The 19,653-nt window shown below is 74.2% G+C and carries 19 protein-coding genes; 7 read left to right on the forward strand and 12 right to left on the reverse strand.

Annotation, left to right across the window (positions count from 1 at the left end; genetic code table 11):
- The first annotated feature begins 5 nt into the window (after positions 1–5).
- The 4 genes from AB0E62_RS10575 to AB0E62_RS10590 are packed head-to-tail and all read left to right on the forward strand — an operon-like array spanning position 6 to position 2,361.
- Positions 6–1,250 carry a beta-ketoacyl synthase N-terminal-like domain-containing protein gene (locus tag AB0E62_RS10575; protein ID WP_362190833.1) on the forward strand — a complete coding sequence of 415 codons (1,245 nt, stop codon included), beginning with the start codon at positions 6–8 and terminating at the stop codon, positions 1,248–1,250.
- A gap of 21 nt (positions 1,251–1,271) precedes the next feature.
- Positions 1,272–1,526, forward strand: coding sequence for an acyl carrier protein (locus AB0E62_RS10580; RefSeq protein WP_362190835.1), 255 nt, complete (start codon positions 1,272–1,274; stop codon positions 1,524–1,526).
- Between the two features lies 1 nt (position 1,527).
- Positions 1,528–2,007 carry an SRPBCC family protein gene (locus AB0E62_RS10585; RefSeq protein ID WP_362190837.1) on the forward strand — a complete coding sequence of 160 codons (480 nt, stop codon included), beginning with the start codon at positions 1,528–1,530 and terminating at the stop codon, positions 2,005–2,007.
- A 21-nt stretch (positions 2,008–2,028) separates the two neighbouring features.
- A complete protein-coding gene (locus AB0E62_RS10590; protein ID WP_362190839.1) occupies positions 2,029–2,361 on the forward strand; it encodes a TcmI family type II polyketide cyclase in 333 nt (110 codons plus the stop codon).
- 75 nt (positions 2,362–2,436) lie between these two features.
- Here the strand turns inward: AB0E62_RS10590 and AB0E62_RS10595 are convergent, their stop codons facing one another.
- The 6 genes from AB0E62_RS10595 to lipB all read right to left on the reverse strand — a co-directional run bounded on the left by AB0E62_RS10595 (position 2,437) and on the right by lipB (position 7,860).
- Entirely contained in the window at positions 2,437–3,429 is a 993-nt protein-coding gene (locus AB0E62_RS10595) for a methyltransferase (protein ID WP_362191311.1), read from the reverse strand.
- A gap of 112 nt (positions 3,430–3,541) precedes the next feature.
- The gene (locus tag AB0E62_RS10600; RefSeq protein WP_362190841.1) at positions 3,542–4,627 is read right to left on the reverse strand and encodes a right-handed parallel beta-helix repeat-containing protein; all 1,086 of its coding nucleotides are present in this window, start codon (positions 4,625–4,627) and stop codon (positions 3,542–3,544) included.
- 123 nt (positions 4,628–4,750) lie between these two features.
- Positions 4,751–5,452: a DUF4191 domain-containing protein gene (locus AB0E62_RS10605; RefSeq protein WP_362190843.1), complete on the reverse strand. Its 702-nt coding sequence runs from the start codon at positions 5,450–5,452 to the stop codon at positions 4,751–4,753.
- A 76-nt stretch (positions 5,453–5,528) separates the two neighbouring features.
- Positions 5,529–5,726, reverse strand: a complete 198-nt coding sequence (locus tag AB0E62_RS10610) for a hypothetical protein (protein WP_362190845.1) — start codon at positions 5,724–5,726, stop codon at positions 5,529–5,531.
- Between the two features lie 256 nt (positions 5,727–5,982).
- Positions 5,983–6,948 carry a lipoyl synthase gene (gene lipA, locus AB0E62_RS10615; protein WP_362190847.1) on the reverse strand — a complete coding sequence of 322 codons (966 nt, stop codon included), beginning with the start codon at positions 6,946–6,948 and terminating at the stop codon, positions 5,983–5,985.
- Positions 6,949–7,062: 114 nt separating this feature from the next.
- Complete coding sequence (gene lipB, locus AB0E62_RS10620; RefSeq protein ID WP_362190849.1) at positions 7,063–7,860, reverse strand: lipoyl(octanoyl) transferase LipB; 798 nt, start codon at positions 7,858–7,860, stop codon at positions 7,063–7,065.
- 239 nt (positions 7,861–8,099) lie between these two features.
- On the opposite strand from lipB, the gene AB0E62_RS10625 reads away from it, so the two are divergent.
- The gene (locus tag AB0E62_RS10625; protein WP_362190851.1) at positions 8,100–9,569 is read left to right on the forward strand and encodes a regulator; all 1,470 of its coding nucleotides are present in this window, start codon (positions 8,100–8,102) and stop codon (positions 9,567–9,569) included.
- A 23-nt stretch (positions 9,570–9,592) separates the two neighbouring features.
- Here the strand turns inward: AB0E62_RS10625 and AB0E62_RS10630 are convergent, their stop codons facing one another.
- Positions 9,593–11,041: an NAD(P)/FAD-dependent oxidoreductase gene (locus AB0E62_RS10630; RefSeq protein WP_362190853.1), complete on the reverse strand. Its 1,449-nt coding sequence runs from the start codon at positions 11,039–11,041 to the stop codon at positions 9,593–9,595.
- A 180-nt stretch (positions 11,042–11,221) separates the two neighbouring features.
- A complete protein-coding gene (locus AB0E62_RS10635) occupies positions 11,222–12,118 on the reverse strand; it encodes a TIGR01777 family oxidoreductase (protein ID WP_362190855.1) in 897 nt (298 codons plus the stop codon).
- Between the two features lie 74 nt (positions 12,119–12,192).
- Between AB0E62_RS10635 and AB0E62_RS10640 the strand changes: the two genes are divergently transcribed.
- Positions 12,193–12,696 (forward strand): GNAT family N-acetyltransferase, encoded by a 504-nt coding sequence (locus AB0E62_RS10640; RefSeq protein WP_362190857.1) that lies wholly within the window; start codon positions 12,193–12,195, stop codon positions 12,694–12,696.
- A gap of 19 nt (positions 12,697–12,715) precedes the next feature.
- Here the strand turns inward: AB0E62_RS10640 and AB0E62_RS10645 are convergent, their stop codons facing one another.
- A complete protein-coding gene (locus AB0E62_RS10645) occupies positions 12,716–13,741 on the reverse strand; it encodes a trypsin-like peptidase domain-containing protein (protein WP_362190859.1) in 1,026 nt (341 codons plus the stop codon).
- Between the two features lie 149 nt (positions 13,742–13,890).
- Between AB0E62_RS10645 and AB0E62_RS10650 the strand changes: the two genes are divergently transcribed.
- Positions 13,891–14,883 carry a peptidoglycan recognition protein gene (locus tag AB0E62_RS10650; RefSeq protein ID WP_362190861.1) on the forward strand — a complete coding sequence of 331 codons (993 nt, stop codon included), beginning with the start codon at positions 13,891–13,893 and terminating at the stop codon, positions 14,881–14,883.
- A 50-nt stretch (positions 14,884–14,933) separates the two neighbouring features.
- Here the strand turns inward: AB0E62_RS10650 and AB0E62_RS10655 are convergent, their stop codons facing one another.
- From AB0E62_RS10655 to aceE, 3 genes are all read right to left on the reverse strand, one after another.
- The gene (locus AB0E62_RS10655) at positions 14,934–15,452 is read right to left on the reverse strand and encodes a DUF4240 domain-containing protein (protein ID WP_362191313.1); all 519 of its coding nucleotides are present in this window, start codon (positions 15,450–15,452) and stop codon (positions 14,934–14,936) included.
- A 58-nt stretch (positions 15,453–15,510) separates the two neighbouring features.
- A complete protein-coding gene (locus AB0E62_RS10660; protein ID WP_362190863.1) occupies positions 15,511–16,494 on the reverse strand; it encodes a WYL domain-containing protein in 984 nt (327 codons plus the stop codon).
- Positions 16,495–16,880: 386 nt separating this feature from the next.
- Complete coding sequence (gene aceE, locus AB0E62_RS10665; protein WP_362190865.1) at positions 16,881–19,583, reverse strand: pyruvate dehydrogenase (acetyl-transferring), homodimeric type; 2,703 nt, start codon at positions 19,581–19,583, stop codon at positions 16,881–16,883.
- Between the last annotated feature and the right edge of the window lie 70 nt (positions 19,584–19,653).

The raw sequence follows: 19,653 nt of genomic DNA on the forward strand, positions 1-19,653 counted from the left end.
ACACGATGAGCGAACCGAAGGACCGGCAGGCGGCCATCACCGGCATCGGGGTGGTCGCACCCAACGGCACCAGCACCGACACCTTCTGGAAGGCGACCCAGGAGGGCCTCAGCGTCCTCGACCGGGTGACCCGCGAGGGCTGCGAGCACCTTCCCCTGAAGGTGGCCGGTGAGGTCCGCGCCTTCGACCCGGCGGCCACCATCGAGGAGCGCTTCCTCGTCCAGACCGACCGGTTCACGCACTACGCCATGGCCGCGGCCGACCTCGCGCTGGACGACGCCCGGCTCGCGCCGTCCGGCATCCCGGACGCGCCGTACTCCATCGGCGTGGTCACCGCCGCCGGATCCGGCGGCGGCGAGTTCGGCCAGCGCGAACTGCAGCGACTGTGGGGCAAGGGCAGCCGGTTCGTCGGGCCGTACCAGTCCATCGCCTGGTTCTACGCCGCCAGCACCGGCCAGGTCTCCATCCGCCGCGGCTTCAAGGGGCCCTGCTCGGTCGTCGCCTCCGACGAGGCCGGCGGGCTGGACGCCCTCGCCCACGCGGCCCGGGCGGTGCGCCGGGGCACCGACGTGATCGTGGCCGGCTCCACCGAGGCGCCGCTCGCGCCGTACTCGATGGTCTGCCAGCTCGGCTACGCGGAGCTGAGCCGGGAGACCGACCCGGCCCGGGCCTACCGCCCCTTCACCGACGGGGCGTGCGGGTTCGTGCCGGCCGAGGGCGGCGGCATGCTCGTCGTCGAGGCGGCGGGCACCGCCCGGGAGCGCGGCGCCGGCATCCGGGCCGTCGTCGCGGGCCACGGGGCCACCTTCACCGGGGCCTCCCGCTGGGCGGACTCCCGCGACGGCCTCGCGCACGCCATCCGGCAGGCCCTCGCGGAGGCGGGGGCGGCCCCCGAGGAGATCGACGTGGTCTTCGCCGACGCCCTCGGGGTGCCGGAGGCCGACCGGGCCGAGGCGCTCGCGCTCGCCGACGCCCTCGGCGCACACGGCACCCGCGTCCCGGTCACCGCGCCGAAGACCGGGATCGGCCGCGGCTACTGCGCGGCCCCCGTGCTGGACACCGCCGCGGCCGTGCTGGCGATGGAGCACGGCCTGATCCCGCCGACGCCGAACGTCTTCGACGTCTGCCACGACCTCGACCTCGTGACGGGCCACGCGCGCGTCGCCGAACCGCGCACGGCACTGGTGCTCAGCCGCGGACTCATGGGGTCGAACTCGGCGCTGGTGCTGCGAGCCGGCACCAGGCAGTGAGCACAGCAAAGGAGGAAGCACATGCCGCAGATCACCGTGGAAGAACTCGCCGCGCTGATGAAGAAGGCCGCCGGGGTCACCGTCAGCCCGGAGCAGCTGATGGAGAGGCCGGACACCGGTTTCGACGTCCTGGGCGTCGACTCGCTCGGCCTGCTCGGCATCGTCGGCGAGCTGGAGAACACCCACGGCACCCCGATGCCGGTCGACGCCGAACGCTGCAAGACGCCGCAGCAGTTCCTCAACCTCGTCAACACCACCCTGATGGCAGGAGCCTGACATGGCAGGACACACCGAGAACGAGATCACCATCGCGGCCCCGCTGGACCTGGTCTGGGACATGACCAACGACCTGGAGCGCTGGCCCCAGCTGTTCAGCGAGTACGCGTCGGTGGAGGTCCTCAAGCGGGAGGGCGCCAAGACCACGTTCCGGCTCACCATGCACCCGGACGAGAACGGCACCGTCTGGAGCTGGGTCTCCGAGCGCGAGCCGGACCGCGACTCCCTGACCGTCACCGCCCGCCGGGTGGAGACCGGCCCCTTCGCCCACATGGACATCCGCTGGAGCTACGAGGAGGTCCCGGCCGGCACCCGGATGGTGTGGGTCCAGGACTTCGCGATGAAGCCGGAGGCGCCGGTCGACGACGACTGGATGACCGACAACATCAACAAGAACTCCAAGGTCCAGCTCGCCCTGATCCGGGACAAGATCGAGAAGGCGGCGGCCGGCCGGCGGCCCGCCCCGGCCCTGGCCGACTGAGCCGGAGAGCAGGAGACGACCGTGCACCAGGCCCTGATCGTCGCCCGCATGGCCCCGGGCTCCGCGCCGGACATCGCCAAGGTGTTCGCGGAGTCCGACCGCGGAGAGCTGCCGCACCTCGTCGGGGTGACCCGGCGCAGCCTCTTCCAGTTCGGCGATGTGTACATGCACCTCATCGAGTCCGAGCGCGAGCCCGGACCGGCCATCGCCAAGGTCACCTCGCACCCCGAGTTCCGGGAGGTCAGCGAGCGGCTGTCGGCGTACGTCAGCGCGTACGACCCGGAGACCTGGCGGTCCCCGAAGGACGCCATGGCCCAGCGCTTCTACGTATGGGAGCGCGACGCCGGAGTCTGACACCCTCGTCCGGAGCACCGGTGCCGGGCCCGCGCCTGACGCGGACCCGGCACCGGTGTGCCGTGGGGAGGGGGCTCAGCCGCGGACCGTGCAGTCGAACGCGTGCAGGAACGGGTTGACCGGGCGGATGTCGTCCACCTCCAGGCCCGCCGCCCGCAGCCGGCCGGTCATGCTGGCGGTGGTGTGCTTGGCCCCGCCGACGTTGAGCAGCAGCAGCAGGTCCATGGCGGTGCTGAACCGCATGGACGGCGTGTCGTCCACCAGGTTCTCGATCACGACGACCCGGGTGCCGGGGCCGCCCGCCTCGACCACGTTGCGCAGCAGCCGGGCGGTGGACTCGTCGTCCCACTCCAGGATGTTCTTGATGATGTAGACGTCGGCCCGCACCGGGACGGCCTCGCGGATGTCGCCGGGCACGATCCGCGTCCGGCCGGCCAGGTCGCCCTCGCGCAGCCGGGGCAGGGCGTTGTCCACCACCCGCGGCAGGTCCAGCAGGTAGCCCAGCATGGCCGGGTACTTGTCGAGCAGGCTGGCCACCACGTGCCCCTGCCCGCCGCCGAGGTCGGCGACCGAGTCGCTGCCGGACAGGTCGAGCAGCGCGGCGACCTCCCGGGCCGACTGCTCGCTGGAGCGGGTCATGGCGCGGTTGAAGACGTCGGCGGACTCCGGGGCGTCCTCGTTGAGGTACGCGAAGAACTCCTTGCCGTACAGGTCCTGCACGACGTTGTGCCCGGTGCGCACCGCCCGGTCCAGCCGGGGCCAGGCGTCCCAGGTCCACGGCTCGGTGCACCACAGGGCGATGGCCCGCAGGCTGTTCGGGTCGTCCTCGCGCAGAAGCCGGGACATCTCGGTGTGGGCGAAGGTGCCGTCGGGCCGCTCGGCGAAGACGCCGTAGCAGGACAGGGCGCGCAGCAGCCGGCGCAGCGGCCCGGGCTCGCTGTGCACGGCCGCCGCCAGGCTCTGGACGGTCATGGGGGCGTCCCCGAGGGCGTCGGCGACGCCGAGCCGGGCGGCGGCGCGGACGGCGGCGGCGCAGGCCGCCCCGAACACGAGCTCGCGCAGCCGCATCGACGGCGGCGGGGTGGGGGGTGCCCCGGGCTCCGGCGCGGTGGAGAGCGCGGGGGATGGTGCGGTCATGTGCCGCCTTCCTTCCTTGCGTGGGTCGGGTACGGCTGTCCGGTCAGCACAGTCCTGCGGGCCTGGAGGCGCGGCAGGAGTTGCGCTCGAAGGCGTTGCCGCTCTTCGCCGCCTCCTGGTTGACCAGGTCCGCGGGGGAGTTGGCCGACAACTGGTTGCCGGTGATCCGGTTCTGCTCGCTGGTGGCGCCGACGAAGCTCTTGAACAGGACGATGCCGCCCGACAGCGGGGACTTCCCGGAGTGGCCGGTGACCGTGTTCCGGGTGATCAGGGCCTTTTCGGTGCCGGTCAGGACGATGCCGGAACCCTGGAGGTAGGGCAGCCGGGCGGTCTTCGGGCAGTACTTGTTGTTCCGCTCGACCAGGTTGCCGCGCACGGTCAGCGCGCCCGCCCGCGGCTTGTTCTCGTCGCCCACGACGAACACGCCGGCGCAGTTGCCGGTGACGTGGTTGCGCCGGACGGTGAGGTTGCGCAGCCGGCGGACGGTGAGGCCGATCCGGTTGTCCTCCAGCAGGGTGTGGTCGACCACCGTGCCCCGGCTGTCCTTGGCGCCCTGCTCGGCCTTGACGCTGTTGGCGAGGAACAGGCCGGCGTCGCCGTTGCGCCGGGCGATGTCACGGCGGAAGACGCCCCGGGTGGAGTGCTCCTGGGCGATGCCCCACTGGCCGTTGCCGTCGGCGGTCACCCCGGTCACGGTCAGCCGGTCGGTGCCCATGGACCACACGCCGACCTTGGCGAAGCCGGTCACCCGCAGATCGGCGACGGTGACGTCCCGGAGGGCCTTGTTCTTCCCGCCGACGACGCAGATGCCGTTGCCGGCCCCGAGGCAGGTGGGGGTGGCCCCCTTCGCGGGCGGCCCGGCCTGGGCCTTGGCGGGCGGCCGGATGACGGTGCGCGGGCCCGCGCCCCGCAGGGTCACCGCGGCGGTCCTGACGGTGACGCTCTCGTGGTAGGTGCCGGCCAGGACCCGTACGGTGTCGCCGGGCCGGGCGGCGTTCACCGCCTTCTGGATGGATTCGCCCGGGTGCACCACGAGGGTCCGGTGGGCCGCCGACGCCGGGGCGGCGCCGGCGAACGCACCGACGAGGGCCGTGGCGCAGGCGAGGTACGTAATATGGCGTTTTGTCACATCCCGAAGGCTAAAAGCGGATGAGCTGATAACCGGCTGGATGCTCCGTTCGGTGGCGTGTCAACGAAGCCCCGTACCCTCCAACGGGGTACGGGGCTTCGTCGATGGCGTACAGGGGTGCGGTCAGCGCCCGCGGGGGCCGCCCTTCGGGAGCTTCATGCCTTTCGGCATAGGGCCCTTCGGCAATGGCATGTTGCTCATCAGGTCGCCGAGCGCGCGCAGCCGGTCGTTGGTCGCGGTCACCTGGGGGCCGGTCAGCACCCGCGGGAACTTCAGCAGGGTGGTGCGCAGCTTCTTCAGCTCGACCTGGCCCTCGCCGTTGCCCACGATCACATCGTGCACCGGAACGTCCGCGACGATCCGGTTCATCTTCTTCTTCTCTGCGGCCAGCAGACTCTTCAGCCGGTTCGGGTTGCCCTCGGCGACCAGCACGATGCCGGCCTTGCCGACGGCCCGGTGCACCACGTCCTGGCTGCGGTTCATCGCCACCGCCGGAGTCGTCGTCCAGCCCCGGCCGATGTTGTCCAGCACGGCCGCGGCGGCGCCCGGCTGGCCTTCCATCTGGCCGAAGGCGGCCCGCTCGGCCCGGCGGCCGAACACGACGGCCGTCGCCAGCAGGGCGACCAGCAGACCGAAGATGCCCAGGTAGACCGGGTGTCCGATCAGGAAGCCGATCGCGAGGAAGACACCGAGCGTGCCGATGCCGACGGCCGCGAGTACAAGGCCGATCTTCTTGTCGGCCTTGCGGGTCATCTGGTACGTGAGGGCGATCTGCTTCAGTCGCCCGGCATTCGCGGCGTCCGCCGCGGTTTCCTTCCTCGCCATGCCACGAAGTCTACGTGCCCCCGGGAGCGCCCACGACGGCAGTGCCCGGCGGGAGCGGTCCGGGGGCGGGGCGGGGTCAGGAGCGGGCGGCGGCCTGCTCCAGGTACCGCTGGGCCTCCACCCGGTCCTTGGCCCGGCGGCGGTCCTCCAGGACGGAGGTCCAGGCGTTGCGGCGGGCGGTGCGCTGGCCGCCGCTCAGCAGCAGGGACTCGACGCGGCGGAGCGCGTCGGTGAAGGACGGGATGGCGCCGGCGCGCACGGGTGCTGCCTGCATGATCGGGATCCCCCCTCGAAACGGTGGAGACAGGGGCATGGCACCAGGGTCACTGTCCGGTGTTACCAGGGCGTGACCGGCCGGTCAAACAGTCATGAACCCCTCGGTGCGGAGGCCGGAACGGCGACGCGGCCCCGGCGCCGCCCTCATCAGCGAGGACGGCCGGGACCGCGTCGACTCGGCCATTACCGGGCAGTAGCGATTTGTGCGACGATTCACACGCGCGGCGCACACCGCTTCGCCCGCGGAGCGGGGCTCACACCGCCTGGGCGGCGACGAACGCGCCCCGCTTCTCGACGGCCATCTGGTACAGGCGCCCGGCGCGGTACGAGGAGCGCACCAGCGGGCCGGACATCACACCGGAGAAGCCGATCTGCTCGGCCTCCTCCTTCAGCTCCACGAACTCCTGCGGCTTCACCCAGCGCTCCACGGGGTGGTGCCGCACGGAGGGGCGCAGGTACTGGGTGATGGTGACCAGCTCGCAGCCCGCCTCGTGCAGCTGCTTCAGCGCGTCGCTGACCTCCTCGCGGGTCTCGCCCATGCCGAGGATCAGGTTCGACTTGGTGACCAGGCCGAAGTCGCGGGCCTCGGTGATGACCTTCAGGGAGCGCTCGTAGCGGAAGCCGGGGCGGATCCGCTTGAAGATCCGGGGGACCGTCTCGACGTTGTGCGCGAAGACCTCGGGGCGCGACTCGAACACCTCGGCCAGCTGCTCGGGGACCGCGTTGAAGTCGGGGGCCAGCAGCTCCACCTTCGTCCGGCCGCCCTCGCGCTGTGCCGTCTGGGCGTGGATCTGGCGCACGGTCTCCGCGTACAGCCAGGCACCGCCGTCCGGCAGGTCGTCGCGGGCCACGCCGGTGATGGTGGCGTAGTTCAGGTCCATCGTCACCACGGACTCGCCCACCCGGCGCGGCTCGTCGCGGTCGAGCGCCTCGGGCTTGCCGGTGTCGATCTGGCAGAAGTCGCAGCGCCGGGTGCACTGGTCGCCGCCGATGAGGAAGGTCGCCTCGCGGTCCTCCCAGCATTCGTAGATGTTCGGGCAGCCGGCTTCCTGGCACACCGTGTGCAGGCCCTCGCTCTTCACGAGGTTCTGCATCTTCGTGTATTCGGGGCCCATTTTCGCCCGGGTCTTGATCCACTCGGGCTTGCGCTCGATGGGGGTCTGGCTGTTGCGGACCTCCAGGCGCAGCATCTTGCGTCCGTCCGGTGAGACTGCGGACACGTCGGCTCCCTGTGACTTCGATTCTTCGGCGTACACCAGGGTACGCCCGTGCTCATCGCGCCCTGCCGGTGAGACCAACCTCGCGACCACAGGGCGCATTCCCGCGGCCGGCGATCAGGCGGACGCCTTCTCGATCTCCCGGGGCCTGAGGACCGCGTTCTCCAGGACGTCCCTGAGGTGCCTCTCCACCACCGGAACGACCTCCTCGACCGTGATGTCCCGGCCCAGCTCGGCCGCGAGGGAGGCCACGCCCGCGTCGCGGATGCCGCACGGGATGATCCGGTCGAACCACTTCATGTCCGGGTTCACGTTGAACGAGAAGCCGTGCATCGTGACGCCCTTGGCCACCCGGATGCCGATCTGCGCGATCTTGCGGTCCTCGCGCCGCTGGCCCGCGTTGGAGGGGGCGTACTCGGGGCCGTTGAGCCGGGGGTCGAACTCCTCGTCGGTCAGGCGCGGGTCGAAGTCCAGGGAGAGCCCCCCGAGCGCGGGCCGCTGCTCGACCGGGTCGCCGAGCACCCACACGCCGCTGCGGCCCTCGACCCGGGTGGTCTCCAGGCCGAACTCGGCGCAGGTGCGGATGAGCGCCTCCTCCAGCCGGCGCACGTGCGCGACCACGTCCACCGGGCGGGGCAGCTTCTGGATCGGGTAGCCCACCAGCTGGCCCGGGCCGTGCCAGGTGATCTTGCCGCCGCGGTCCACGTCGATGACCGGGGTGCCGTCCAGCGGGCGCTCGCTGTCCTCGGTGCGCCGGCCGGCCGTGTACACCGGGGGGTGCTCCAGGAGGATCACGGTGTCGGGAACCTCGTCGGCGAACCGGGCCGCGTGGATCCGGCGCTGCTCGTCCCAGGCCTCCTGGTAGTCGACGGCATCGGCACCGAATCCCCTGCGGACGAACCGCAACTCACTCACGGCAAGCGCCTCCCTCGGCGATGGGTGTGTCAGGCATGTATCGCGCCCACGCCACTGTACGTCCGACCGGTTCACGTCAGCCCTGCGGGCGTTCCTCACACGATCGGATGAATGCGGGGCAAACTGTGTGATCGTGCGCTCACTCTCCGCTACATTCGCGCCGTTCGTGAGGCCATAAGGGCTGCTCAACGGCAATCCGGGCACGCGACAGGCCCGGAAGGCAGGAGACCGCACCGCAGATGACGGACCGACCCGCGCAGCGCACCCCCAACCGCCAGCTCGCCGCGCTCATCGCAGAAGCCGGGTTCTCCAACGCGGGTCTGGCCCGTCGCGTCGATCAGCTCGGTCTGGAACACGGGCTGGACCTCAGATACGACAAGACATCCGTCACCCGCTGGCTGCGCGGACAGCAGCCGCGCGGGACGACCCCCGCCCTCATCGCCGAGGTCTTCACCCGCCGGCTCGGGCGCCGGCTCACCGCCCAGGATCTCGGCCTGGACTCCTGTGCGCCGGTCTACGCGGGGCTGGAGTTCGCGGCCACCCCGGAGGAGGCCGTCGACATCGTCAGCGGCCTGTGGCGCAAGGACTCCGGCAGCCACGCCGAGCTGCGCAAGATCGCCTTCACCCCGGCGGGACTGGTCGTGCCCAGCCGGGACTGGCTGATCGGCAAGCCCGACGACCGGGTGGCCCGCGAGCCGGGGCCCCGGGTACCGGCGCAGGCCCGGCCCGGCACGCCCCGCACCCCGCTGCCGCCCGGCGCGGCGGCCGTGGCCCGGGCCCGCGCGACCGCCGAGCGCGCCCCCGGCCACCGGGTCACCGCCGGCGACATCGCCGCGCTGCGCTCGGTCGGCGAACTGTTCCGCACCCTCGACGACCGGTTCGGCGGCGGCCACGCCCGGCAGGCGCTGGTGCGCTATCTGGAGCACGAGTGCGAGCCGATGCTCCGCGGCAGCTACGGCGAGCAGACCGGCCGCCGGCTGTTCGGCGCCGCCGCCGACCTGACCCGGCTGGCGGGCTGGACCTCGTACGACATCGCCGCGCACGGACTGGCCCAGCGCTACTTCGTGCAGGCCCTGCGGCTCGCCCAGGCCGCCGGCGACCGGGCCTACGGCTCCTACGTCCTGGTCACCATGAGCCGCCAGGCCGTCTACCTCGGCCACGGCAGGGAGGCCGTGCAGCTCACCCGGGTCGCCCAGCAGGGCGTCGGCAGCGGCGCGCCGCCCGTCGTCCAGTCGCTGCTGCACGCCTCCGAGGCGCGGGCGCACGCCGTCCTGGGCGAGGTACGGGCGTGCACCGCCGCACTGGTGCGGGCCGAACGCGCGCTGGAGGCGGCCCGGCCCGGGGACGAGGTGCCGTACTGGGCCCGGTTCTTCGACGAGGGGCAGCTCGCCGACGAGTCCGGGCACTGCCACCGGGACCTCCAGCAGTTCCGGGCCGCCGCGCAGCACGCCGAACGCGCCCTCCAGCTGCGGGCGCCCGTCTTCGCCCGCAGCCGGCTGTTCTGCCGGGTCGTCCTCGCCACCGCACGGCTCGGCCTCGGCGAGCTCGACCAGGCGTGCGCGCTGGCGGCGGAGGCCGCGGGGCAGGCCGCGGAGATGCGGTCCGCCCGCGCGGTGGAGTACGTGAAGGACTTCGAACGCCGGCTGGAGCCGTACCGGGACGCGGCGCCGGTACGGACCTACCGGGAGAAGGTCGCGGCGCTGGGGTAGGACCGCCTCGCCGCTCCGATCGGCTACGCCGCCCTCGGCAGCACCGGCGCCGGGTCCGCGCGGTGCAGCGAGCCCGCCGCGCCCAGGTCCGCCAGGATCGCCGACGCCGCCCGGCGGGCGGAGTGCAGCGCGCCCTGGACCGTGCCGGCGTCGCGGTGGTCCCCGCAGACGTACAGGCCCGCCAGCAGGCGCACCGGGCGGCGCGGGTCGTGCGGGGGACGCATGGCCGGGACCGCCTCGGGGGTGTGGTGCACGGCCAGCGTCTCCCAGCGGCGCGTGGAGGTGCCGTAGAGGCGGGCGAGGTGGATGCGGACGGCGGTGTCGACGCCCTCCGGCGGCGGGCCCAGCACCGTCGAGGAGATCAGCACCCGGCCGGCCGGTGCCCGGCTCGGGTCCACGGCGCTGAGCACCGCCGTGTGCGCCACCGGCCCGCCCCGGTCCGCGTCCAGCAGCAGCGAGGCACCGGTCGGGAACGCCTCAGCGGGCTCGTCCGTGGTGTGGTGGACCACCGTCACCGGATGGAAGTCCGGTACCCGCAGGCCCGGCAGCAGCTCCGCCGCGGCCCGCGCGTCCGTGGCCAGCAGCACCGCCCGGCAGCGGACCTCCCCGTGCTCGGCGGTGGCCACCGAGGTCGTGGACACCGACGTGACCCGCACCCCGGTGTGCACCGTGCCCGGCGGCAGCGCCCGCGCCAGCAGCTCCGGCAGCGCCTCCGCCCCGCCCTCCGGCACGCACAGCCGGCCGCTCGCGAAAGCGCGCAGCGCCAGGTCGGCGCACCGGCTGGAGGTGGTCAGCTCCGGGTCGCACAGCAGCGCGGCCAGCAGCGGGCGCAGGAAGCCGTCGATGGTGCGCGCCGGCACCCCGCGCCGGGCCAGCGCCTGGGCGGCGGGCAGTTCGGGGCGGGCCAGGACGCGCTCGACGGGGGTCGCCGCGAGCCGGCCGAGCGCGGCGCCCAGCCGGGCCTGGTCCACCGCGCCGCCCACCGGCGCGCCGCCGGACCGGCCGGGCGTGACCGTCGTCCCCCGGCCGGTCGTGGCCCGGGCCGCCGACGCCCCGACGGCGGCCCGGGCGGCCGGGACCCTGACGGCCGTGCCCCGGGGCGGGCCGGCGAAGGCGCGCACCGCGTGGAGTGCGCCCCGTGCGCCCCTCGCGCTCCCGCCGGGCGCCGGGGCGCCCGCGCGCTGGAGGCGCCCGTCGCGGTGCAGCAGCACACCTGGTGCGAAGCGGCGCACGGCCAGCTGGGCGAGGCCCGGGGTCAGCCGGAGTTCGGGGTAGGACGTGGACAGCAGCTGTCCGACGCGGTCGAGCCGGAAGCCGTCGACCTTCTCCGTCGACATGCGGCCGCCGACGTACGGGGCGGCCTCCAGGACCGCGGTGGTGATTCCGGCACTGGTCAGCCGGTGAGCGGCCGAGAGACCGGCGATGCCGGCCCCCACGATGACGACGTCCACCTGGTACGCGGGCTCAAGCACGAGGCCCCTCCTGTGGTTACGCGGCCGGTGGAGGAGCCATGCCTCCGACTGGCGCCACGGATACCCGAGTTCGGATCGAGGTTAGGGCGGTGATCGGTCGGCAGGAGTCGCGCATCAACAGGGCACGGTCGCATGGAGGTCGCATACGGTCACTTTTGTTCGCCCGTGTTGCCAACCGGCTCATTGCGCCGCGCGGATCGCCTCCTCGATGCCCGGGAACGCGAACCGGAACCCGGACTCCAGCAGTCGCCTGGGCACCACCCGCTGACTGCCCAGCACATCCCCGGCCATCTCCCCGAGCACCGCGCGCAGCACCCCGGCCGGCACCGCGCACACCGCCGGCCGGTGCAGCACCCGGCCCATCGCCGCCGTGATCTCCCGGTTCGTCAGCGGCCGCGGAGCGGTCAGGTTGACCGGGCCGGACAGGTCGTCCCGGTCCATGAGGTGCCGGATCGCGGCCACCTCGTCGTGCAGCGCGATGTACGACCAGTACTGCCGCCCGTCGCCCAGCCGCCCCCCGAGCCCCGCCCGGAACAGCGGGAACAACCGCCCCCAGGCCCCGCCGCCCCGGGCCACCACCAGCCCCGTGCGCAGGAACACCGTCCGCACCCCGGCCTCCTCGGCGGGCGCCGCCGCCCCCTCCCACTCCTCGCACAGCCCGGCCAGGAAGCCGTCGCCCGCGGGCGCCTCCTCGTCCACCACCCGCTCGCCGGTGTCGCCGTAGAAGCCGATCGCGCTGCCGTTCAGGAAGACGCGGGGCGGCTCGGGCAGCGAGGCCACCGCCTCGGCCAGCGCGGCCGTGCCCAGCACCCGGCTGTCCCGCAGCACCCGCTTGTACTCCGGGGTCCAGCGCCGGTCGCCCACCCCGGCCGCCGCCAGATTGACCACCACCTCGCACCCGGTCAGCCCGGCCGCGTCGACCCGGCCGCCCTCCGGGTCCCAGCGGACCTCGTCCGGGCCCCGGGGCGCCCGGCGCACCAGCCGCACCACCTCGTGCCCGTCGGCGGTCAGGGACCGCACCAGGGCGCTGCCGATGAGACCGGACGCGCCGGCCACCGCGATACGTGAACGTTCCATGGCCCCAAGCATGACCCCACCCGCGCCCCGGAAAACGGCTGGACACCCGGACCGCGCGCCATAGGGTGACCTTCATGCCCGAGCCCCGCATACGCACCGCCCAGGCCGACGACGAGGAGGAACTGGCCGCCCTCGACCGGGCCATATGGTCCCCCCTGCACGCCGTCATGCCCCGGCCGACGCCGCCGTACCCGCCGTTCTTCGACGACCGGCACCCCCCGGAGGACTTCCTCGTCGCCGAGGCCGGCGACGCCCGCACCGGCCGGCGCCTGCTCGGCTACATCCGCCTCGCGCGCCCCACCCCGCTCGCCGCCAACGCGCACGTCCTGCAGATCCAGGGGTTCGCCGTCGCCGAGGAGGCGCGCGGCCGGGGCGTGGGGCGCGCGCTGATCCGGGCCGCCGCCGGCCTCGCGCGCGAACGCGGCGCCCGCCGGCTGACCCTGCGGGTGCTCGGGCACAACACCCCGGCCCGGGGGCTGTACGAGTCCGAGGGGTTCGCCGTCGAGGGCGTACTGCCGGGGGAGTTCTTCCTCGACGGCCGCTACGTCGACGACGTGTGCATGGGCCGCTCCCTGTAGCCCGGTGCGGTCCGGTGCGCTACGCGGCGACCAGCACGCCCGTGTCCACCCGGGCCGTCGCCGTGGCCGCGCGCCGGGCTGCACCCACCACCTCGGCCACCGTGAGCGCGTACCCCGTCCCGGCGTCCGAGACGGACCGGGCGAAGACCACCCCGGCCACCCGGCCGTCCGGGGTCAGCAGCGGGGCGCCCGAGTCGCCCGGCAGCACCTCGGAGCGGATCGTCCAGACGTCCCGGACGACCGTGCGCTCGTCGTAGATGTCCGGGCTCGCCGCCCGGACCCGGTCGGCGAGCGTCGCCGCCCGCAGCGCGAGGTCCCCGTCCTGCGGATAGCCCGCCACCACCGCCGGGTCCCCGCGCCCGGCGTCCGGGGCGAACCGCAGCGCCGGGGCGCGCAGCCCGGGCACGTACAGCACCGCCACGTCCCGGGCCGGGTCGAAGAACACCACCCGGGCCGGGTACGGCCGCCCGGCCCCGCCGACCCGCACGCCCGGCCGGTCGATGCCGGCCACCACGTGCGCGTTGGTCAGCACCCGCCGGGACGCGTAGACGAACCCGCTGCCCTCCCGGCCCTCGGCGCCCGCGCTCCCCTCGATCTTCACCGTGCTGCGCCGCGCCGCCCGGGCCGCGGCCGGGGAGACGCCGTCGTCCGCCGGCCGGGCCGCCGCCCCGGAGGCGAACGGGCCGGACACCCCGGAAGAACCCGCTCCGGGCAGCGCGGACGCGGCCCGGGGGGACCAGTCCCGCCCCTGTGCCGCCGGCGTCCCGGACGGGGCCGTCACCAGCACGCCCGCCGCCAGCGAGGCCGTCACCAGCACCGCCACCGCGCCCCCGACGCCGTCCGCCGCCCGCAACGGGCCCCGGCCCGGCCGCCCGCGCGGCCGCGGCGCCGCCCGGCCCGTCGCCCCCGGCGGCGGCCACACCCCGACGACCGCGCCGCCCTCGCACCAGGCCGGCGGGACACACCCGGCCGCCGGACCGCGCCGGTGTCCCGACACCGCGCAGCAGACGGCCACCACGACGAGCAGCAGATCCAGCCGGTTCACGGGAGCCGCCTCTCTCTCGACACTCCGGTACGGGACGGACCGGACCGGGTACGCGCGCACCCCTCGGAACGGCCCCGACCGGGACGGTGGTTGCGCCAGGTGGCAGAGCGCGCGTCGCGGGTACGGCCCGGCGGCTTGACAGTGGGATCATGCGTGTCCCCCGAAGAGTCCCGCAGGCCCCGGCACGGCCCGCCGCGGGCAGCCCCCGTACCGCACGGCGGACACCCGGGGCGCTGCTGGTGCTGCTCGGCTGCCTGCCCGGGCTGCTCGCCGTCGGCGCGCTGGTGGTGTGCGCCCGCGGCGCCGACCGCGCCGCCGTCTCCCGGCCCGACCGCCCCGCCGCCGGAGCCCGGCCGCCCCTCGGGCACCGGGCCGCCCGCCCGCGCATCGTGCCGCGCTCCGCCTGGCTGGACCGGGTCACCGGGCACACCCAGCCGCCGCCGCGCTACGACGACAAGGTGGTCGCCGTCTTCCTGCACCACACCGACTCGCCCAACGACTACGCCTGTGCCGACGCGCCGCGCATCATCCGCGGCCTGTACGCGGGCCAGACCGGCGCCCGGCACTGGGACGACATCGGCTACAACTTCCTGGTCGACCGCTGCGGCACCGTCTACGAGGGCCGCGCCGGAGGCATCGACCGCCCCGTCACCGGCGCCCACACCCAGGGCTTCAACCACCGCACCGCGGGCATCGCCGCCCTCGGCACCTTCACCGCCGGCGTGCCCGTGCCCCGGGCCATGACCGACGCCATCGCCGCCCTCGCGGCCTGGAAGCTCGGGCTCGCCGACATCGACCCGCGCGGCCGGGTCCGGCTGGTCTCCAGCAGCGGCCAGAGCCGTTACAAGGCGGGCGCCGGCGCCACCCTGCCCGCCCTGGCCGGGCACGACGCCGGGTTCCCCACCAGCTGCCCCGGCGAGGCACTCACCGCCCGGCTCCCGGCCATCCGGGAACGGGCCGCCCTGCTCCAGGGCCGCCCGCCCACGGCGCCACCACGGAAGACCCACAGTCCGCGCCCCACCGGGCGTACCACGGTCGCACCCAGTGCCAGTGCCAGTGCCAGTGCCAGTGCCAGTGCCGGCAGCGGCACCGGCCGGGCCGAGCCGGCCGGAGGCGGAAAGCGGCACGGGAAAGAGCCGTGACGGCGGTCGCGGCGGCCTGACGCGGGAGCCTTCCGGCACGGGCGGCGGCCTCATGCCCGGAACCGCTCCCACAGCCGGGGGAACCGCCCGGCGAGCACCCGGTCGTCCTCCAGGTCCAGCGGCGTGCCCTCCGGCTCGGCCGGTGCCGGGGCGAGGCCCAGCTCGGAGGCGACGGTCCCGGTCAGCTGCTCGTACGCCTCGTCCGCCGCGTACCCCAGCTCCTCGCCGTCGCCGTCGATCTCCTCGTCGAACTCGCCCAGCAGCCCGGCCAGCGCGTCCGGGTCGTGCAGGGCCCCCTCGAACACCTCCCGCCCCTGCCCGATCAGCCAGCACCGGAAGTAGTCGAACGCGTCGTCGCTGCACCCGTCCAGCAGCAGCCAGGCCGCACCCCACAGGTCCCAGCGGTAGGCGCGGTTGTAGCGGGCCTCGAAGTGGCGGGCGAAGTCCAGGACCCGCTCGGGGTCCAGCGCGAGCAGCCGCTCCACCAGCAGGTCGGCCTGCTCCTCGGGGTCGCCTCCGGCGGCCTCGCGGGTGGAGTCGATCAGCTCCCAGAACTCCGTCTCGTCCATCACGCCACCAGCATCGGGCCTGAGCCGGTGGCACGCACCCGGAGTACGCCCGGGGTGCTCAGCCGTCCCCGCGGTGGTACAGGGCGGCGGCGCGGGCCGCGTCCGCCGCGAACCGCTCGCGCAGCGCGGGGGGCGCCAGCACCTCGGCCTCCGGCCCGAGCGCCGTCAGCTGCTCGTGCGCGACCTCCTCCGACTCCACCGGCAGCGTCACCGTCACCCGGCCCGCCGCGTCCGGCGCACCCGGCTCCGCGAGGGCCGCCCGCGCGGCGAGCGGATCGACGGCGTGCGGCAGCCGGCGCACCCCCTCGGGGGAGAGCCGTACGACGACCTCGGCGCGCAGGATCGACCGGGCGAACCGCTCCGCCTGCTCCGCCCAGAAACCGGGCAGATCGAACTCCGGATCACGGTCGAACCCCTCGCCCAGCCGGTCCACGGCGGTGAACCGGTCGATCCGGTACGTCCGGAAGGAACCGCTGCCGCTCACCCGCGCGCACAGGTACCAGACCCCGGCCTTCAGCACCAGCCCGTACGGCTCCAGCCGCCGCTCCACCGTGCCCTCCCCGCGCCGGTAGCGGGCGAGGACCCGGTCGTCGCCCCACACCGCCTCGGCGAGCACCGGCAGCAGCGCGGGCGGCTCCGGCTCCCGGAACCAGGCGGGCGCGTCCAGGTGGAAGCGCTGCGCGGCGGTGTCCGGGGCGTCCCGCAGCGAGGGCAGCAGGGCCGCCGACACCTTCAGCCGGGCCGCCGACGCGGCGTCCTCGAGCCCCATCTCCCGCAGCGCCCCCGGCACCCCGCTCAGGAACAGCGCCTCGGCCTCGCCCCGGGCCAGCCCGGTCAGCCGCGTCCGGTACCCGCCGACCAGCCGGTACCCCCCGGCCCGCCCCCGGTCGGCGTACACCGGCACCCCCGCCTCCGACAGCGCCTGGGCGTCCCGCGTCACGGTCCGCTCCGACACCTCCAGCTCCCGCGCCAGCTCGGCGGCGGTCATCACGGGCCGGGACTGGAGCAGCAGAACCATCTTGATGAGCCGGGCCGCACGCATGCGCCCATGATGCCGAAGACACGGACGGCACGTCCCACCCGGCCCACGGCCCGGCCGGTTACCGCGCGGACCGCGGGCCGTCACGTCGGCAGGGGACGGCCAGGCAGCGGCGCGGGCGGATCGCCGTCCGGGCCGGAGAGGCGGGCGGCCGTGTCCACCGGGCCCCAGGCCGTGGCGTCGGGAAGGAGAGCGGGACGCGGGGGGCGGCGGGCCGGAAAAGGAGACGTGGCGGGCCGGAAAAGGAAACGCGGCGGACGGGAAGGCGCCCGCACCCGCGAAGGTGCGCGCCCTCCTGTCCGCCGCGACGGCGCTCGGCCGTCATGGCGTCCGGCCGCGACGGCGCGGCCCGGCGGTGCCGGGCCGGCCGTCACTTCCCGTCGGCCCTTTTACAGGCCGTACTTCTCCCGGGCCTCCTTGACGGCCGTCGCCTTGACCTCGCCGCGGCGGGCGAGCTGGGCGAGGGCGGCCACGACGATCGACTCGGCGTCGACGCCGAAGTGGCGGCGGGCGGCCTCACGGGTGTCCGACAGACCGAAGCCGTCGGCGCCCAGCGAGGACCAGTCCTGCTCGACCCACTGCGCGATCTGGTCCGGTACCTGGCGCATGTAGTCGGACACCGCGAGCACCGGGCCCTCGGCGCCCTGGAGGGCCTGGCGGACGTACGGCACCCGGTCCTCGCCGCGCAGCAGCGCCGCGTCGGCCTCCAGCGCGTCCCGGCGCAGCTCGGTCCAGGAGGTCGCGGACCACACGTCCGCGGCCACGCCCCACTCCTCGGCCAGCAGCTTCTGCGCCGCAAGGGCCCAGTGGATCGCCGTGCCCGAGCCCAGCAGCTGGATGCGCGGGGCGCCCGCCGCGACGGCGATGCCCGCCGACTCCGCCGTGTTGAAGCGGTACAGGCCCTTGACGATGCCCTCGTCGATGCCGAGGCCCTGCGGCTTGGCCGGCTGCGGCAGCGGCTCGTTGTAGACCGTCAGGTAGTAGAAGACGTTCTGGTCCTCGCCCGGCTTGGCCTCGCCGTACATCCGGCGCAGACCCTCACGGACGATCACCGCGATCTCGTAGGCGAACGCGGGGTCGTACGACAGCGCGGCCGGGTTGGTCGCGGCGATCACCGGGGAGTGGCCGTCGGCGTGCTGGAGGCCCTCGCCCGTCAGGGTGGTGCGGCCCGCCGTCGCGCCGACCAGGAAGCCGCGGCCGAGCTGGTCGCCGAGCTGCCACATCTGGTCGGCCGTGCGCTGCCAGCCGAACATCGAGTAGAAGATGTAGAACGGGATCATTGCCTCGCCGTGCGTCGCGTACGACGTCGAAGCGGCGATGAAGTCGGCCATCGAACCGGCCTCGGTGATCCCCTCGTTGAGGATCTGGCCGTTCTCGGCCTCCTTGTAGTACATCAGCTGGTCACGGTCGACCGGCTCGTACGTCTGGCCCTTGGGCGAGTAGATGCCGAGCGACGGGAAGAGGCTCTCCATGCCGAAGGTGCGCGCCTCGTCCGGGACGATCGGCACCCAGCGCTTGCCCGTCTCCTTGTCGCGGACGAGGTCCTTGACCAGGCGGACGAAGGCCATGGTGGTGGCCACGTTCTGGGAGCCGGAGCCCTTGTCGAAGGAGGCGAACGCCTTCTCGGCCGGGGCCGGCAGCGCGGGGATCGCGTGGGTACGGCGGGCCGGGGCCGGGCCGCCGAGGGCCGCGCGGCGCTCCTGGAGGTAGCGCACCTCGGGGGAGTCGGTGCCCGGGTGGCCGTAGGGCACCACGCCGTCGACGAAGTCGCTGTCCTTGATCGGCAGGTCGAGCCGGTCGCGCATCGCCTTGAACTCGTCCACCGAGAGCTTCTTCATCTGGTGGTTGGCGTTCTTCGACGCGAAGCCCTCGCCGAGGGTGTGGCCCTTGACCGTCTGGGCCAGGATCACGGTCGGCGCGCCCTTGTGCTCGACGGCGGCCTTGTACGCGGCGTAGACCTTGCTCGCCTCGTGACCACCGCGCGAGACGTGGAAACACTCGAGGATCTTGTCGTCGCTCAGCAGCTTGGCCATCTCGGCCAGCGCCGGGTCCTTGCCGAAGAAGTCCTCGCGGATGTAGGCGGCGTCGCGGGTCTGGTACGTCTGGACCTGCGCGTCCGGCACCTCGCGCAGCCGGCGGACCAGCGCGCCCGTGGTGTCCAGGGCGAACAGCTCGTCCCAGGCCGTGCCCCACAGCGTCTTGATCACGTTCCAGCCGGCGCCGCGGAACTGGGCCTCCAGCTCCTGCACGATCTTGAAGTTGGCGCGGACCGGGCCGTCCAGGCGCTGGAGGTTGCAGTTGATGACGAACGTGAGGTTGTCCAGCTGCTCGCGCGAGGCCAGCGCGAGGGCGGCCGTGGACTCCGGCTCGTCCATCTCGCCGTCGCCCAGGAAGGCCCAGACGTGGGAGGCGGAGACGTCCTTGATGCCGCGGTTGGTCAGGTAGCGGTTGAACCGCGCCTGGTAGATCGCCGACAGCGGGCCGAGACCCATGGAGACCGTGGGGAACTCCCACAGCCAGGGCAGCCGGCGCGGGTGCGGGTAGGAGGGCAGGCCGTTGCCGGCGGCCTCCTGCCGGAAGTTGTCCAGGTGCTGCTCGGACAGCCGGCCGTCGAGGAAGGCGCGGGCGTAGATGCCGGGGGAGGCGTGGCCCTGGATGTACAGCTGGTCGCCGGAGCCGTCGCCCTCCTTGCCCTTGAAGAAGTGGTTGAAGCCGGTCTCGTACAGCCAGGCGGCCGAGGCGAAGGTCGCGATGTGGCCGCCGACGCCGTGCTTGGCGCCGCGGGTCACCATCGCCGCCGCGTTCCAGCGGTTCCACGCGGTGATCCGGGCCTCCAGCTCCGGGTCACCGGGCAGGGCCGGCTCCGCGGAGGTGGGGATGGTGTTGACGTAGTCCGTCTCGAGGAGCTTCGGCAGCGCGATGCCGCCCGCCTCGGCGCGCTCCAGCGTGCGGCGCATCAGGTACGCGGCGCGGTGCGGTCCGGCCTCCCTGGCCACGGCGTCCAGGGAGGCCTGCCATTCGGCGGTCTCCTCCGGGTCGCGGTCCGGGAGCTGGTCGAGCGCGCTCGGCTGGATGGCGTTGGGGTCGGTCATGTCGCCGCCTTCCTCAGTCGAAGGGGGTTCCCTCATCGTCAAGGGTTCGGGGGTGCCCTAGGTCTTTGGC

This window comes from Streptomyces sp. NPDC038707, assembly GCF_040636485.1.
Classification (GTDB): Bacteria; Actinomycetota; Actinomycetes; order Streptomycetales; family Streptomycetaceae; genus Streptomyces.

What these genes read in the sequence shown, in the direction of transcription:
- AB0E62_RS10575 (WP_362190833.1), top strand. Translation starts at nt 6, where the DNA reads ATGAGCGAACCGAAGGACCGGCAGGCGGCCATCACCGGCATCGGGGTG.
- AB0E62_RS10580 (WP_362190835.1), top strand. Translation starts at nt 1,272, where the DNA reads ATGCCGCAGATCACCGTGGAAGAACTCGCCGCGCTGATGAAGAAGGCC.
- AB0E62_RS10585 (WP_362190837.1), top strand. Translation starts at nt 1,528, where the DNA reads ATGGCAGGACACACCGAGAACGAGATCACCATCGCGGCCCCGCTGGAC.
- AB0E62_RS10595 (WP_362191311.1), bottom strand. Translation starts at nt 3,429, where the DNA reads ATGCGGCTGCGCGAGCTCGTGTTCGGGGCGGCCTGCGCCGCCGCCGTC.
- AB0E62_RS10605 (WP_362190843.1), bottom strand. Translation starts at nt 5,452, where the DNA reads ATGGCGAGGAAGGAAACCGCGGCGGACGCCGCGAATGCCGGGCGACTG.
- AB0E62_RS10610 (WP_362190845.1), bottom strand. Translation starts at nt 5,726, where the DNA reads ATGCAGGCAGCACCCGTGCGCGCCGGCGCCATCCCGTCCTTCACCGAC.
- AB0E62_RS10625 (WP_362190851.1), top strand. Translation starts at nt 8,100, where the DNA reads ATGACGGACCGACCCGCGCAGCGCACCCCCAACCGCCAGCTCGCCGCG.
- AB0E62_RS10635 (WP_362190855.1), bottom strand. Translation starts at nt 12,118, where the DNA reads ATGGAACGTTCACGTATCGCGGTGGCCGGCGCGTCCGGTCTCATCGGC.
- AB0E62_RS10640 (WP_362190857.1), top strand. Translation starts at nt 12,193, where the DNA reads ATGCCCGAGCCCCGCATACGCACCGCCCAGGCCGACGACGAGGAGGAA.
- AB0E62_RS10650 (WP_362190861.1), top strand. Translation starts at nt 13,891, where the DNA reads ATGCGTGTCCCCCGAAGAGTCCCGCAGGCCCCGGCACGGCCCGCCGCG.
- AB0E62_RS10655 (WP_362191313.1), bottom strand. Translation starts at nt 15,452, where the DNA reads ATGGACGAGACGGAGTTCTGGGAGCTGATCGACTCCACCCGCGAGGCC.
- AB0E62_RS10660 (WP_362190863.1), bottom strand. Translation starts at nt 16,494, where the DNA reads ATGCGTGCGGCCCGGCTCATCAAGATGGTTCTGCTGCTCCAGTCCCGG.
- aceE (WP_362190865.1), bottom strand. Translation starts at nt 19,583, where the DNA reads ATGACCGACCCCAACGCCATCCAGCCGAGCGCGCTCGACCAGCTCCCG.